The sequence below is a fragment of the Pedobacter sp. ASV1-7 genome (assembly GCF_040203335.1).
Classification (GTDB): Bacteria; Bacteroidota; Bacteroidia; order Sphingobacteriales; family Sphingobacteriaceae; genus Pedobacter.
The window spans coordinates 80,663-96,279 of sequence record NZ_JBEHBV010000003.1 but is presented as its reverse complement, the minus strand read 5'-3'; the positions used below and the strand labels follow the sequence as shown (position 1 = coordinate 96,279).

The 15,617-nt window shown below is 36.6% G+C and carries 12 protein-coding genes; 10 read left to right on the top strand and 2 right to left on the bottom strand.

Features of this window, described 5'->3' with window-relative positions; translation table 11 throughout:
• Positions 1–230: 230 nt before the first annotated feature.
• The 3 genes from ABDJ41_RS08385 to ABDJ41_RS08375 are packed head-to-tail and all read left to right on the top strand — an operon-like array spanning position 231 to position 6,576.
• A complete protein-coding gene (locus ABDJ41_RS08385; RefSeq protein WP_349785477.1) occupies positions 231–3,686 on the top strand; it encodes a SusC/RagA family TonB-linked outer membrane protein in 3,456 nt (1,151 codons plus the stop codon).
• A gap of 11 nt (positions 3,687–3,697) precedes the next feature.
• Positions 3,698–5,140: a RagB/SusD family nutrient uptake outer membrane protein gene (locus ABDJ41_RS08380; RefSeq protein ID WP_349785476.1), complete on the top strand. Its 1,443-nt coding sequence runs from the start codon at positions 3,698–3,700 to the stop codon at positions 5,138–5,140.
• A 17-nt stretch (positions 5,141–5,157) separates the two neighbouring features.
• Positions 5,158–6,576 (top strand): TlpA family protein disulfide reductase, encoded by a 1,419-nt coding sequence (locus ABDJ41_RS08375; protein WP_349785475.1) that lies wholly within the window; start codon positions 5,158–5,160, stop codon positions 6,574–6,576.
• A gap of 114 nt (positions 6,577–6,690) precedes the next feature.
• Here ABDJ41_RS08375 and ABDJ41_RS08370 read toward each other — a convergent pair whose 3' ends face one another.
• Positions 6,691–8,175: a glycine--tRNA ligase gene (locus tag ABDJ41_RS08370; RefSeq protein WP_349785473.1), complete on the bottom strand. Its 1,485-nt coding sequence runs from the start codon at positions 8,173–8,175 to the stop codon at positions 6,691–6,693.
• 81 nt (positions 8,176–8,256) lie between these two features.
• Between ABDJ41_RS08370 and ABDJ41_RS08365 the strand changes: the two genes are divergently transcribed.
• The 3 genes from ABDJ41_RS08365 to ABDJ41_RS08355 all read left to right on the top strand — a co-directional run bounded on the left by ABDJ41_RS08365 (position 8,257) and on the right by ABDJ41_RS08355 (position 10,393).
• Positions 8,257–8,967 carry an ATP-binding cassette domain-containing protein gene (locus tag ABDJ41_RS08365; protein WP_349785472.1) on the top strand — a complete coding sequence of 237 codons (711 nt, stop codon included), beginning with the start codon at positions 8,257–8,259 and terminating at the stop codon, positions 8,965–8,967.
• Between the two features lie 83 nt (positions 8,968–9,050).
• Positions 9,051–9,719, top strand: coding sequence for a porin family protein (locus ABDJ41_RS08360; protein WP_349785471.1), 669 nt, complete (start codon positions 9,051–9,053; stop codon positions 9,717–9,719).
• A 143-nt stretch (positions 9,720–9,862) separates the two neighbouring features.
• Positions 9,863–10,393 carry a hypothetical protein gene (locus tag ABDJ41_RS08355; RefSeq protein ID WP_349785470.1) on the top strand — a complete coding sequence of 177 codons (531 nt, stop codon included), beginning with the start codon at positions 9,863–9,865 and terminating at the stop codon, positions 10,391–10,393.
• A 74-nt stretch (positions 10,394–10,467) separates the two neighbouring features.
• Here the strand turns inward: ABDJ41_RS08355 and ABDJ41_RS08350 are convergent, their stop codons facing one another.
• Positions 10,468–11,115 carry a DUF6266 family protein gene (locus tag ABDJ41_RS08350; protein ID WP_349785469.1) on the bottom strand — a complete coding sequence of 216 codons (648 nt, stop codon included), beginning with the start codon at positions 11,113–11,115 and terminating at the stop codon, positions 10,468–10,470.
• Positions 11,116–11,444: 329 nt separating this feature from the next.
• Here ABDJ41_RS08350 and ABDJ41_RS08345 point away from each other — a divergent pair, with 329 nt between their 5' ends.
• The 4 genes from ABDJ41_RS08345 to dnaN are packed head-to-tail and all read left to right on the top strand — an operon-like array spanning position 11,445 to position 15,561.
• Complete coding sequence (locus tag ABDJ41_RS08345; RefSeq protein ID WP_349785468.1) at positions 11,445–11,963, top strand: hypothetical protein; 519 nt, start codon at positions 11,445–11,447, stop codon at positions 11,961–11,963.
• Between the two features lie 39 nt (positions 11,964–12,002).
• Positions 12,003–12,731: a gliding motility-associated ABC transporter permease subunit GldF gene (gene gldF, locus ABDJ41_RS08340; RefSeq protein WP_349785467.1), complete on the top strand. Its 729-nt coding sequence runs from the start codon at positions 12,003–12,005 to the stop codon at positions 12,729–12,731.
• Positions 12,725–14,401 (top strand): gliding motility-associated ABC transporter substrate-binding protein GldG, encoded by a 1,677-nt coding sequence (gene gldG, locus ABDJ41_RS08335; RefSeq protein WP_349785466.1) that lies wholly within the window; start codon positions 12,725–12,727, stop codon positions 14,399–14,401. The genes gldF and gldG overlap by 7 nt, the downstream gene beginning before the upstream one ends.
• 35 nt (positions 14,402–14,436) lie before the next feature.
• Complete coding sequence (gene dnaN / locus ABDJ41_RS08330) at positions 14,437–15,561, top strand: DNA polymerase III subunit beta (RefSeq protein WP_349785465.1); 1,125 nt, start codon at positions 14,437–14,439, stop codon at positions 15,559–15,561.
• The last annotated feature ends 56 nt before the right edge of the window (positions 15,562–15,617 follow it).

Here is a 15,617-nt window from a genome sequence, read left to right as displayed (position 1 = left end):
GGATGGCTTTACGACTTTATTGTGCGGGAACATAATAAAGAGCCGGCAGTGCGGGAACACTACCGGCAATAAGGTAAGCTTATCTATTAAAAGAGAGAATCAGTCAATAAAAATCAACAAACCTTAACACTAACAAATTTATGAATTTCAACCTTCTAAGCAAGAGGGTGTATGGCTTCATGCATAGCCTAAGTTTATCTTGCTTTTTAAGATCAAAAACGATATTAGTTATGAAGCTAATTGCAATCCTTCTCACAGTAACCTGTTTACAGGTTAGTGCTGAAGGTTTTTCTCAACAGATTACGCTTTCAAAAAACAGCGCTTCGTTAAAAAGTGTGCTTCATGCAATAAGGAAGCAAAGTGGCTTTCAGCTATTATACAATACTGATTTGATTCAAAATGCAAAACCAGTAAGTGTAAATTTGCAAAATTCCGGATTGGAAGAAGCTTTAAAAGCCTCACTTAAAGGTCAGAATTTTAGTTACGAAATCACTAATAAAATAATTCTGATTAAGCCTATTCAGACTAATAACGATGTTCCTAATGCCAATTACAATCGGGTTTTAAAATGGAAGGCTTTTAAGGAAATCCGTGGTAAAGTAATTACAAATGACGGACAGCCTTTACCAGGTGTAGTGATCGCTGAAAAAGGCACAGGTAATAAAACAGCAACTAATGCCAATGGGGAGTTTGAGCTGCGTAATGTAGCAGATAATGCCGTATTGGTATTTTCTTATATCGGTTACGAAAGTCAGGAAATAGCAACAACAGGTGCAGCTGGGCCATTAAATGTTACCATGATTCAAAGTGATAACAAACTAAAGGAAGTGAATGTAGTTGTATCTACAGGTTACCAGAATTTACCTAAGGAACGTGCTACAGGATCATTTAGCTTTGTTGACCAGAAAAAACTAGCAATAACTAATCTTGGTGCAACTGATTTTGCAAAAGGATTGGAAGGATTAGTCCCAGGATTGTTGGTAGGACCAGACGGAAAGATGCAGATCAGAGGTGCATCTTCACTTAGATCAGCTACACGCGAAGTTTTAATCGTTGTAGATGGTTTCCCTATTGAAACTGGTAATTTTACAGTGAACCCTAATGATATAGAAAATATCACATTTTTGAAGGATGCAGCTGCCGCTTCAATATGGGGTGTACGTGCCTCGAATGGTGTAGTTGTTATCAAAACCAAAAGTGGTATGGCTAATGATGGTAAAGCTGTATTTAACTTTACCAGTAACTTAAGCGTAACCAGTAAACCAGATTTCTCCTTCCAGCGTTTGGCCAATAGCTCAGATTATATCGATGCTGAAGTTGAGAGCATTAAGAGGGGATGGATCCCTTTTACCAATGCTGATAAGAATGCTTACTCATTGGTTGCAGGATTGTATTATAAAAATTATAAAGATCCTAATGGTTTTCCGATGAGCATGGTTAATAGCGGAATAGATCAGCTAAAGCAATACAATTCACTCAATGAACAAGATCTTTTTTACCGCAAAGCAGTACAACGTCAGCTAAATTTATCGGTACGTGGTGGTACTGAAAAGTATATGTTTGCCATCTCATCTTTATACACTAAAGAGTCAACAAACCTGACAGGCAAAAATAATGATAATCTGATCCTGAACTTTAAAAATAGCTTGCAGGTTTTACCTAAAGTAGTTTTGTCATTGGGCATAAATAGCACCTATGTAAAAAATGAGGGTAGTAATAGTGGTTATGATTATGGCAGTGCAAGACCTTATGACAGGATTTTAGATGAAAATGGAAACTACGTTTCACGTACATCAAGAGTTCCCGACCATATGAAGCAAAGCTTTTATAATAATGGCTATTTAAGCTGGGATGATAACGCTTTGCAGAATATGCAAAACACAACAACTAAGAAAAGTACTTTTGCCTCAAGAATTAACGTTGGTGCAGATTACGAGATTATAAAGGGATTAAATTTCAGTTCTCAGTTCCAGACAGAGTTGAGGTTTACAAATAATGAAAATTTACAAGGTATCGATGCCTATTATCCACGATTAATGGCTAATACATGGAGAGTGCCTACAGGATCAGGCTCTTTTGTAAACAAGTTTCCGGCAGGCCCTGTATTTGATAAAGGTAAGGAAAACCAAAACAGCTGGACATTCCGTAACGTGGCAAACCTCGACAGACAGTTTGGTTCTGACCATGCTATTAATGCTGTCGCGGGTATGGAGTTAAGAAAAGTAGGCTTTACAAGTAATTCTGAACGTTATTACAATTATAACTATAAAGCACTTACATCTGATAATATAGATCTGGCTTCGCTTGGTATCACACAACTTAACGGACTTGGTGATTATAGCACTTATACATGGTTGCCTAATTTTGTGGATACAGATAAGCGGTTCTTTTCTTTATTTGCAAATGCTGCTTATACTTATAAAAGCCGCTACACGGTATCAGGAAGTATCCGTATAGATCAGTCGAACTTGTTTGGTACAGATCCAAAATATCGCTACCGTCCGTTATGGAGTACCGGTGTAAGCTGGAACATGACGAACGAAGATTTTATGAGTTCAGTAGGTTTCTTAGACAAATTAATTGTCAGAGCTACCTATGGTATAAACGGTAACATTGGTAATTCAAGTCCGTATCCAATCGCACAAACCGGTAAAAACTTCAATACGCAAGAGAATATGCTGACATACATGAATCCTGAAAATCAGGCCTTGCGTCCGGAAAAAACAGCATCTACAAACTTTGGGGTAGATTTCTCAGTATTCAATCGCCGTATTTCAGGATCGGTTGACTTATACAAAAAGAGGAGTTATGACCTGTTAGGCAATAGCATTCTAGACCCGACAACAGGTTTTTCAAGAGCTGAGAAAAATACAGCAATTATGACCAATCATGGTGTAGAACTGAACTTAAACGCTCGTATTTTAGAGGGAGATGTTCGTTTAGATGCTGACTTCAATATCGGATATAATAAGAATAAAGTAACAGATGTATTGACACCAAATAAAACGGCATCAGCTTATGCGAATTCAGAAGGACAAATTTCAGGATTACCACTTAGCTTTTTATATAGTTATAAATGGGCAGGTTTATCTTCAAAAGGAGAACCTCAGATTTATGATGCTGAAGGTAATATCAGAAGCTGGTCGCAAACACGTATAACTGATATCAATGCATTAAAATATGTAGGAACTATGGATCCTCCTGTTTATGGAGGAATGATGATTAATGTTGGTTATAAAGGTTTTACTTTTAGTCCGCAGTTTACTTTTAAAATGGGACATGTAATGCGTCAGAGCACTACAAAAACAGATATGACTGCAGGTGTAACATCTGATATTGTCAACAGATGGAAAAATCCGGGTGATGAGCAATACACCAATATCCCACGTATGTTCGATAGAGCAAGCATTGATGCAAAATGGAACGACTATTATAGAAAGTCTGATGTTTGGGATGATGATGCATCATTTGTACGTCTAAGATCAATGAGTTTATCATACCAGATGCCTAAAAAATTCTTGTTTAATGTATTTACAGCAGCAAGTTTAACTGCACAGGCTAATAATGTATGGTTGTGGACAGTCAACAAACAGGGCTTAGATCCTGACTACGTTAATTTACTTACAGGAAGCATTGGTTTTCCTCCGGTAAAAAACTACGTATTCTCATTAAATCTTAACTTTTAATTGGTACAGAAATGAAAATTTTTAATATATATAAATATACAGCAATAATGCTTGCAGTAGTACTTTTCACTTCCTGCAATAAGTTCCTGGATGCAGAACCTAAAGGTGTAGTTATTCCTACTACGTTAGATGACTATCTTGCATTAATGAGTGCACCACTTGAAATTGGACGTACTTCAAATAATACTCATTATCTAACTGATGAGATAAATTTACCAGATGCCTACCGCGCCGGAGCAATTGGTTATCCAGGAACTGGTCCGATCAGGGCTTATGATTTTGAAGCAGAGTTGTATGATGTATCTGAGGAAGACACAGATTGGAATGTAGCCTATAGAACAATTTATGTAGCAAACTCGGTGTTATCCGGGTTGGAAACAAATACAGAAACAAATCAGGCAAAAAGAAACCAGGCTAAAGGAGAAGCATTGGTTCATCGTGCTTATACCTATCTTACTTTGGTAAACGAGTATGCAAAGCATTATAGCAATACTTCAGAAACTGACATGGGTGTACCATTAAATTTAAAAGTAGACATCAATGCTTTGCCTGCAAGAGCTTCCGTTAAAGCTGTTTATGCACAGGTAGAAAAAGACTTGTTGGAAGCTGCTGATATCCTCGCTGAAAAATCAACTTATAGTTACAGACCCAATAAGGCTGCGGCGTATGGTGTTTTAGCTCGTATGTACTTATACATGGGGAATTGGACAAAAGCCTCAGAATATGCAGGTAAGGCTTTAGCTATTAATAGTTTTATTTATGATTATACGACCTTTAGCCTGGTAACGCCAACAAAACCACAATCTTCAGCGATTACCGGTTATCCTAGTTCTTCAATAGCTAAAAAACATATTGTATTGTTAAAATATAGTTTGAAGGTTGGTAGCTATGAATTTAACTATCTCTTCTCTAATGAGCAATTCAACTTGTTAAATCCTATTGCTCAAGATCCAGCCTCTTTTGATCCATATAAAGTAAATGATTTAAGAGAGACTTATGGTTCATCTCCTTATGGTTTTTCAGGTACCGCTTTCGTAAACAGTGGAAGGGGAATTAGAGATTTCAATGGTACTTACGATTACAACAATAGTGGGATTACTACACAGGAATTAATATTGATACGTGCTGAAGCTTTAGCACGTTTAAATCAAACACAGCTTGCTTTGGATGATGTCAATGCACTTAGAAAGAAACGTATTCCTACAGCTAAGTATGCAGACTTAACTGCTGCAACACCTGCAGATGCCTTAAATCTGGTATTACGCGAACGTCGTATTGAGCTTGCGTTTACAGGATTACGTTTAGCAGATATCAAGAGGTTAAACCTTGAGGGAAGAAATATCAGTGTAACTCATGGTAGTAAAACATTGCCCGCAAATAGTCCACGTTTTGTTTTACCAATCCCTTCAAAAGTGATTAGTTTAAACAATAACATCAAACAGAATCCAAGATAGAGAGGGGAATTAGTGTGATGAAGAAGATCTTATTATTTTGCATTTTGTTAGGAAGCAGTATTATTTGTCAGGCCATTACTAAATTAAATGGTGTTATTAAAGTAGCAGACAACCGTACGGTTACTATTTATTTGAAAGAAGTTCTTGGTAATGAAGTTGGTAAGCCATACGAGGAAGAACTTAATATTGGAACCCAACGTTCATTTACAATGAAACTGGATATTAATAAAGCCGGTTTTTATAGTCTTTCTGTAGTTACACAAAAAGAAAATAATAAATCTGTACATAATAGTACTATCTATTTAAAACCGAATGATAAATTGAAATTGGAATTTCAAGGAAACAATCAATTCGGATTGGTTTGTAATTATATAAAAATCACCAATGCAGATAATAAGGCACTGTTAGAAATCAACGAGAAATTTAACGATTACTTCCGTGCTTTATTTAACAGTACTGCAGATGTGGTTCATCAAAAAGAAGAGTTAAAGCAATTTTATGTATTAACTGATCAGGTGTTGACAGATAAAAAAATCAGCCCTATAGTTCAGAAGTATTTAAAGTTTAAAGCTTTTGATGTGTACAATACACATTTATATCGTCTTGCATTAGAATACAGCAGGGGATCTAAAAACACTGTTCCTGTTGGGGCGGGCTTTTATGCTCAGCCTGTAGATCCCCTTTTTTACTTTAATGACCCAACAATTTTGCTTTTTACAAATGGGGTGTCAAATGTGATCAGGTATCTTGAAGTATATACAGAAATGCCTGTTTATAAAAGAAGCAAAACACTGAAGGAAATCAATACTCAGATTGACTTGTTAAAAAGTATGGTGTCTAATGTACCACTAATTGATCAGGTGATAGAAAGTTTGCTGAGTAGCTATACTGCTTCCTATAAAATTACCAATGATTTTGAGCAAGACTTGAAAACCTATGTTAAAGTTGCAGCGCAAATTAATGACGTTGCAATCAGATCTAAGGTAAAGAAGGATTTTGAAAACTTAAGGTATACAATGAGAGGAGGTGCTTTACCCGACTTGAAATTTGAGGATGCAGAAGGTAAAACCGTAGATCTTGAACAGTTTAAAGGGAAATATCTTTTTATTGATTTCTGGGCTTCATGGTGTGTTCCTTGTATCAAAATGACACCTCTGGTGCAGAAGTTAGAAAAGGAGTATGAGGGAAGGAACATTACTTTTGTAGCCATCTCAATTGATGGTAATAAACATGCCTGGTTAAGCAAAATGAAAGAACTGAATATGCATGGTCATCAGTATTTAGACCAGACTGGCGCTTTCACCAAAAAGCTAAATATTTCAGGAATTCCTCATTATATGATCTATGATATGGAAAGCAAATTGTTGGTTTATAAGGCGCCAATGCCCGACAGTCCAAAGTTGAAAGAAATAATTGATCAATTATCAGGATTATAACGATCAGAAATAATCTCCATTTTAATAGAAAAAGCCCGTATCATTAATTAATGTTACGGGCTATTTTCTTTTTATTATGTATCATGCTTGAAGAAAAAATACCTAGGTTATTTTTTACTTCCTTAACAAAGTCTTCCAGCTTGTTTTACTTGCAATCAGTTCATCAAGGTGACTGATCTCAATACGTTGCTGCTCCATAGTGTCACGGTGACGAATCGTTACCGTATTATCTTCAAGGGTCTGATGATCTACAGTTACACAGAAAGGAGTACCTATAGCATCCTGGCGACGGTAGCGTTTGCCAATTGCATCTTTTTCTTCATAAACACAATTGAAATCAAGTTTTAAACTATCCATAATTTCCCTTGCTTTTTCTGGCAATCCATCTTTCTTAGTTAATGGGAATATGGCAACTTTAACAGGCGCCAGACAAGGGTGCAGGCGTAATAAAGTTCTGCTGTCTTGTTTATCTCCATCACTTAGATCCTGCTCTTCAAGTGCATTAGTCATTGTTAACAAGAACAGACGATCCAAACCAATTGAAGTTTCAATAACATAAGGAACATAGTTGCCATATGGCTTACCTTCCTCATTTAAGTCATTGTCAAAGTATTGCATCTTCTTACCAGAGAACTCCTGATGTTGTGTCAAATCGAAATCAGTACGGCTATGAATACCTTCTACTTCTTTAAATCCGAATGGGAATTCAAATTCAATATCAGTAGCAGCATTGGCATAATGTGCTAACTTAACATGGTCATGGAAACGATATTTTTCCGGAGGAGTACCCAAGGCAGTATGCCACTTTAAGCGTGCTTCTTTCCAGTAAGCAAACCATTTTTGGTCTTCGCCCGGGCGAACAAAGAATTGCATTTCCATTTGTTCGAATTCACGCATACGCATGATAAACTGACGTGCAATCACTTCATTTCTAAATGCTTTTCCTATTTGTGCAATTCCAAACGGGATTTTCATACGTCCTGTTTTTTGTACATTCAGGAAGTTTACAAAGATCCCCTGAGCAGTTTCCGGACGTAGGTAAACTTCGTCAGAATCTTCAGACATAGCTCCAAACTGCGTGCTGAACATCAAATTGAACTGACGTACATCTGTCCAGTTTTTTGTACCACTAACAGGACACACGATATCATGGTCTTCAATTAGTTTTTTTAGCAATGGCAAATCTTCCGCTTTTAAAGCGTCGTCCATATCAGTTTGTAGCTGAGCTGCTTTATCTGTTTTTCCGTCTTTTTCGTAACGGGCAATTTTGTCTTCTAATAACTGGTCGGCACGGTAACGTTTTTTAGAGTCCTTATTGTCTATCATCGGATCATTAAAACCATCCACGTGACCGCTGGCTTTCCATATTTTTGGATGCATAAAAATGGCAGAATCGATGCCCACAATATTTTCATGCATTTGCACCATTGATTTCCACCAATAAGTTTTAAGGTTGTTTTTTAATTCAGCACCCAATTGGCCGTAATCATATACAGCGCTTAGTCCGTCATAAATTTCGCTGCTCTGAAATACAAATCCGTATTCCTTAGCGTGTGATATTACTTTTTTAAGTTGCTCGTCGTTAGTATTCTTTGCCATAATGATGCAAACTTAGATAAATTACGGTGTTTTTCCTACTTTTGAGTTTGATCATCTGATTAGTATTAAAAATATAAGAAATTGAGTATTAAGGTAAGCGCATTATCCAAACATTTCGATAAGCAAAAAGCAGTAGATGGGATTAGTTTTGAAGCTAAGCCTGGCCGTATTTTAGGTTTTTTGGGCCCAAATGGGGCAGGGAAATCTACTACTATGCGTATGCTCACTGGCTACACCGCACCTACATCTGGATCGGCAAGTTTATGTGGCTTTGATACCCAAACTCAAAGTCTTGAACTGAGAAAGATTATGGGCTATTTACCGGAAAACACTCCTTTGTATATGGATATGTATGTAAAGGAATTTCTGTTGTTTGTTGCCAATACTTATCGGTTAAAAAATGCGGCATTAAAAGTTGAAGAGACGATTAAACAGGTCGGACTTGGTGCAGAGCAGCATAAAAAGATCGCGATGTTGTCTAAAGGTTACAAACAACGTGTAGGCCTGGCTCAGGCCATTATTCATAATCCTGAAGTATTGATTCTTGATGAGCCTACTTCCGGTCTTGATCCTAATCAGCTTTCAGAGATCAGAGAATTGATTAAAAGTCTGGGTAAAGATAAAACGGTAATTCTTTCCACGCATATTATGCAGGAGGTAGAAGCTATTTGTGATGACGTGATCATCATAAATAAAGGGAATATTGTTGCTAATGATTCTATTGCTGACTTGAAAGCTAAATATCCGGGTAGTAGTTTAGAGGATATTTTTAGAAAGTTAACTTTTGCATAGTTATAATAAATACCTATTAATAGGTATTGTTTAATCTTTTTCGTTTTTGTCATTTTGGGCATCTAATTAACCAAACAAACAAGATGAAAAAAATTTTACTCTCATTAATGATTGCCGGTGCTGGCTTAGCTGCTTCAGCCCAAACAAGCCCTGTTAAATTCGGTGTTAAAGCAGGTGTTAATTTTCCAAGCGTTTCATTCTCAGAAGTAGAAGAGGATGAAGGTAAGGTAAAAGCAAATACTTCTTTTTATTTAGGTGGAACAGTTGATTTTCAAATCAGTGAAATGTTTTCGGTACAACCAGGATTATTACTTTCCGGAAAAGGTTATAAACAAGAACTTTCTGGAACTGAAGAGGGTGTAACTTTTTCTGCTAAATCTTCTAGAAGTCTAATGTACATTGAGATTCCTGTAAACGCAGTGGTAAGTTTCCCTGCAGGATCGGGTAAAGTGTTTATCGGAGCTGGTCCATATTATGCTATGGCTATCTCAGGTAAAGATAAAGCTGAATTTTCATTAACAGGTGGCGGTGTCTCAGAATCTGAGTCTGATTCAGATGATGTTGATTTCAGTAAAGACGGTGACACAAAACGTGGCGATTTCGGAATAAATGCTTTAGCTGGTTATCAGTTGAGTAATGGCTTCAACATTCATGCAGGTTATGGATTTGGCTTAAGTAATGTTGCAAGGGATTCAGGAGATTTTAAAGTTAAGAATAAAGTATTTTCTATAGGGATAGGATTTTCTTTTTAACGTTCAACGCGTACCAAGTTTTGATTTGAAGCGTCTGCCACTTGGTAGACGCTTTTTTGCTTTTTAGGTGTTGATATTTTCTAGCTGTGTAACAATGGCAAAGTTTTTGTATCTAAGGAGTAAATCAAATTAAAAATATAAACATGAAAAAATTATTACTATTAACAGCAGTTGCAGGTTTATTTGCATTCTCAAGTGTTAACGCACAAGTTATTAAATCTCCAAAATTAAGTGTTGGAGCTGATTTTGGATTCCCAATTGGTGATGCAAGTGAAGGAACTGACTTTGCATTTGGTGGATCATTGCAATATCAACACCCTGTTGCTGAGAATTTTTTATTAACAGGTAGTGCAGGTTATTTAAATTTTAAAGGCAAGGATTTTGACTTTGGTGGTGTTACTGTAAAAGGTGGAAATGCAGGAGTTATTCCGGTTAAAGCTGGTGCGAGATACTATTTTGGTGAGAACTTTTTTGTAAACGGTGAATTGGGAGCTGGTTTCTCTACTGAAAAAGGAGGATCTACTGCATTTATTTATGCTCCTGGAGCAGGTGTTGAATTTGAAGTTTCTGATAAGTCATCTGTAGAGTTAGGTGCTCGTTATGAAGGCCATTCAGTAAGTGGAGGAACTGCTTCTTTCATTGGCTTAAGAGCTGCATTTAACTTCGGTCTTTAGTTAAAACACTGATTCTGTAAATAATATTATAAAAAGGTTGTTCGGAATATTTCGGACAACCTTTTTTGCTTTAATTAAGTCTGTGCCGGGATATCAATTTTCCCTAAATACTGGCTGTCAGATTGTTTCTCTCGGTCATCTGAGACAAAACCTATGTACGCATGAACTTCTCTCCCTTTAAAATCGTTAGGGATTTCAACAGTTAGTGCCCCATTTCTTCTAAATGCCCCATCAAAGATTCTGGTAATTGCCATTTTATTTTCCATATCATAAACTACTACCATTGCCTGATCTGAGGTATGTTCGTAAGTTATGTTACTGATATCCCAACTAAAAGTAATAAGCATTGGATCTTCAAATACGACAGTTGGATTTACAGCTTGAGGCAAATCTCCACCACTAACCTTAAGCAAGGCAGGATCAATATAAATGCCTGCATCATCTTTGACTAGTGCAATTTTTCGGGTATAAGAAACGGCACTTCTGAATCCACCTGTTTTAGTCCCGTAATTTTTAAAACCCACTTTTAAAAAGTCTTTTAAAGGATTTAAGATGTCTTGTACAAGTTTAAACTTAGCTCTGTTAACAAGTTCATTTTTTGTAGGCTTGGCACGACGTATTGGGAGTGCACGTATGTAGCTTTCATCGCCAATTTGGTAGCCTACAGCAGTTCCTATTTTTCCGTTAAATCCTCCTAATATTCCATTTTTAATTGTAGCCATAATGCTGTTAGTTTCTAAGCAACCTTTTAGAAACAACCTATTTAACCTTGAGAAAGTTTCAATTGTAACTGGAAGTTTACATTTTGTATGCAGTATGACAACTAGGTCTAAACTATATAGTTGACCCTGTTATCACCCTGTTTAGACCCTGTTTGCACCCTGTTTAGATATGGTTAAGTTTGAAACCTTTCTAGATATTGAATAAAGCTGAGATTGTCACTGGATTATTATTGATTCGAACGTAATTAGAATTTTTATATTAACATGAATATGGCAATGTAAATACATAATTTTTCATAATATCGCTGATTAATCAAAATCAGATTGTAATGAAGAGAATGCTTTTAATGGCAGCAGCCGGATTTTTAATGTTAGGCAATACATATGCTCAGTCAAAAGCTGGCGAGTCTAAACTTGGACTAGGTCTGGATGCTGCATTTCCTGTTGGAAGTTATAAAGATGTTGCTGATTATGGTATTGGTGTTTCACTGCTTTATCAAAAGCCTGTGACCGAAAATTTAAGCATCACTGGTAACATTGGTTATATAAGATTTCACGGTCCAGCTATTTATAGTAATATCAAATACAAAGAGGGCTATGTACCTATTAAAGCAGGAGCAAGGTACTTTATTATTCCCACAGTTTATGGCGCTGCGGAGCTTGGTGTCGCAATTTCTACAGCAAATGGTTACGGAACAGGAACTGCATTTGCTTATGCGCCAAGATTAGGCACTGAGTTTAAAATCTCGAACTCCGGAACATTAGATCTTGGACTGAGTTATGAAAGCTGGAGCAGAAGTGGCGGTACACGTTCATTCGGAGGAATAAGGGCGGGATACAATTTTTAGCGGATATTTTTCTAACTTCGGCGTTAATAATCTGAATGCATGTACGCAGTTTTTAAACGTGAATTATTTAGTTTGCTGAATTCCATGATGGCCTATATCACCATCGGAATTTTTCTTTTAGCCCTCGGCTTGTTGTTATGGTTTTTCCCAGATACTTCTATCCTGGATTATGGCTATGCTGAACTGACAGGCTTTTTTAGCCTGGTGCCTTTTCTTTTTATGTTTTTAATTCCTGCAATTACCATGCGCTCTTTTGCTGAAGAACGTAGGGAGGGGACTTATATATTATTGGCTACAAGACCAATAACGGATTGGCAGATTATACTGGCTAAGTATCTGGCTTGTTTGGTTTTGGTGCTTTTCGCACTGGTCCCGACCCTTATTTATTACTATTCCATATCAGAATTGGGCTTTCCTAAAGGAAATATCGATGGTGGAGCAGTAACAGGTAGTTATATTGGTCTTTTGTTGTTGGGTGCCGCATTTACCGCTATTGGTATTTTTGCATCTTCGGTAACTAAAAACCAGGTAATAGCATTTGCTGTAGCTGTATTTATATGCTTCATTACTTTTCAGGGATTTGATGCAATGAGTAAGATATTTGGCATGCAATATCTTGAAACTGCATTGTTAAATCTAAGTGTGAATGAACATTACCAATCTATAAGTCGTGGGGTAATGGATACGCGCGATCTGGTATATTTTATCAGTTTTGTAATGGTGTTTTTAGGTCTTACTCGCTTAATAATAGGAGGTAAGAAATGGTAAATAAGCGTAATAAATGGATGTTGACAACCATTTATATTGTTGCAATTGTTCTTTTAAATGTTCTTGCGCAGTATTTTTATGCCAGAATTGATTTTACCAAAGAAAAGCGTTTCACCCTAAGCCCTAAATCTAAAGAGATTTTAAAAAATGTAAAGAGTCCGGTTAGTATAACTGTTTTTTTAGATGGTGAGCTGCCTGCTGCTTTTAAACGACTTAAAAATTCAACAAAGGATTTACTGGCAGATTATAAAGCTTATGCTGGGACAGACATAAAGGTGATTTTTGTAGATCCTATTTCGGGTTTATCTGCTGCTGAACAAGATACAGCAATCAATAACTTGTATCAGGCCGGTATTGAAGCCACAACATTGAACATCAAGAATGATAATGGCTTTGCTCAGAAAACAATCTTTCCGATGGCTATGATTGCGGCAGATGGTAAACGCTTTCCTGTAAAGCTTTTGCAGAATCTCGATGCAACAGGTAATTATGAGGAGAATATAAATAATTCGATTCAAAACCTGGAATATCTGTTCACTTCGGGTATTCAAAAAGTATTGAGTGCGGAGCATCCTCGGATTGGCTTTACAGAGGGTAATGGCGAATTGTCTGATATATACTTGCAGGATGCCATCAGAAGCCTTTCCGAGAGTTATGAAGTTGGACGTGTAAATCTGGATCAGATAGACAAAAGTGGACTGGATAAGTTGAAATTACTGTTTATCACCAAACCGCAAAAGGAATTTACCGAAGCCCAGAAATACAAGATTAATTATTTTGTGATGAACGGCGGTAGAATAGTGTGGAGCATTGATCAGGTAGGGGCAGATCTGGATAGTTTAAAAGGTGGAGAACAGCTTGCTTTTAATCGAAAACTCAATCTGGACGATATGTTGTTCATGTATGGTGCCAGAATCAATTATAACCTTGTCGCCGATGCCAATTGTGCAGAAATTCCCCTGTCTATGGGTGGGGCACAAGCGCAGATCCAAATGGCCCCATGGGTATATTATCCTTTATTAATGCCCGACTCATCGAGTTATATCGTAAAAAACATTGATAACATCCGGACAGAGTTTGTAAGTACAGTGGATACCATTGGTGTTAAAGGAATCAGTAAAAAATCTATACTGCATACTTCATCATTTAACAAGGTTTTTAATGCACCTCAGGTGCTTTCTTTACAAATGGTGGCCCAACAACCTGATCCGCGTGAATATGCTAGTGTACCACGTACTGTTGGAGTATTGCTGGAAGGAGAATTTCCTTCTGTCTTTTTGAATCGTGCTTTACCCGCTGGAATTGAAAAAGATTATGGATTGCCACAACTTAGTAAACCCACAAAAATGATTGTAATTGGAGATGGTGATATTTTCAAAAATCAGGTAAGTGGGAGAGATGGGTCCGTATTTCCATTGGGTTTTGATAGGTATTCGCAAAGAAATTTTGGAAATAAAGCATTGTTGCTAAATATCGCAGATTATTTATCTAATGATAATAATTTAATCAGTTTACGCAATAAAGAGGTTAAGATCAGGTTATTGGATAAGACCAGGTTGCGCGCCGAAAAGTTGCAATGGCAACTGATTAATATAATTGTACCTTTACTATTGTTAATATCCTTTGCAATTTTTCAACATTATTACCGTAAACACAAGTATACACGGTAATTTTTATATTTTTGAGAACTTACTAGATCATAATTATGAGATTTATTGTATCCACATCAACGCTATTAAAACATTTGCAAACTGTTAACGGTGCATCGAGCAGCAGCACTGTTTTACCTATACTGGAAAATTTCCTGTTTGAGATTAAAGATGGAAATTTAACGATCTCTGCTACAGATTTGCAGACTAGTATGACTACCTCATTGCCTGTTGAATCTAAAGAAGGAGGAAAAGTTGCAGTACCAGCAAGAATCCTGTTAGACACTTTAAAAACATTACCTGATCAGCCAATATCTTTCAATATTGATGACAGTACTTTTTCTATCGAGATCAGTGCAGGTGATGGTAAATACAAGCTAAGTGGAGAGAACGGTGATGATTTTCCGAAAATTCCGGTAGTAGAAAATGCTTCTTCAGTAAATTTACCTGCTTCTGTATTAACTGAAGCCATTACAAAAACTATTTTTGCAGTAAGTAGCGATGAACTTCGTCCGGCTATGACTGGTGTCTTTTGTCAGCTTTCTGAGCAACATATTACTTTTGTAGCTACTGATGCACATAAATTGGTAAGATACAGACGTATGGATAGTAAAGGCGAAAAGAGTTCATCTTTTATTTTGCCTAAAAAAGCGCTGACCTTATTAAAGGCGGCTTTACCATCAACTGATATCAATGTTTCTGTTGATTATAATGCTACAAGTGCATTCTTTAAATTTGAAAATATTAACCTTGTTTGTCGTCTGATTGATGAGCGTTATCCAGATTATGAAGCAGTTATTCCTGCAAATAACCCTAACAAATTGGTTATTGACAGAGCTTTGTTCTTAAATACATTGCGTAGGGTAGTGATTTTTGCAAACAAAACTACTCACCAGGTACGTTTAAAAATTAATGGCAGCGAATTAAACATTTCTTCTGAAGATCTTGATTTCGCTAATGAAGCTCATGAGCGCTTAAGCTGTCAGTATGAAGGTGAAGATCTTGAAATCGGATTTAATGCTAAATTCCTTATTGAGATGTTGAGCAATTTAAGTGGCGAAGAGGTAACTCTGGAGCTTTCAACACCAAATCGTGCAGGTTTATTGATCCCTCAGACTAATGATGAAAATGAGGATGTTCTGATGCTTGTAATGCCTGTAATGTTAAATAATTACAATTAATACTTAAAATAATTAGCTAAAGTGGCTTGGTTTTTGACCAAGCCATTTTGTTTTTA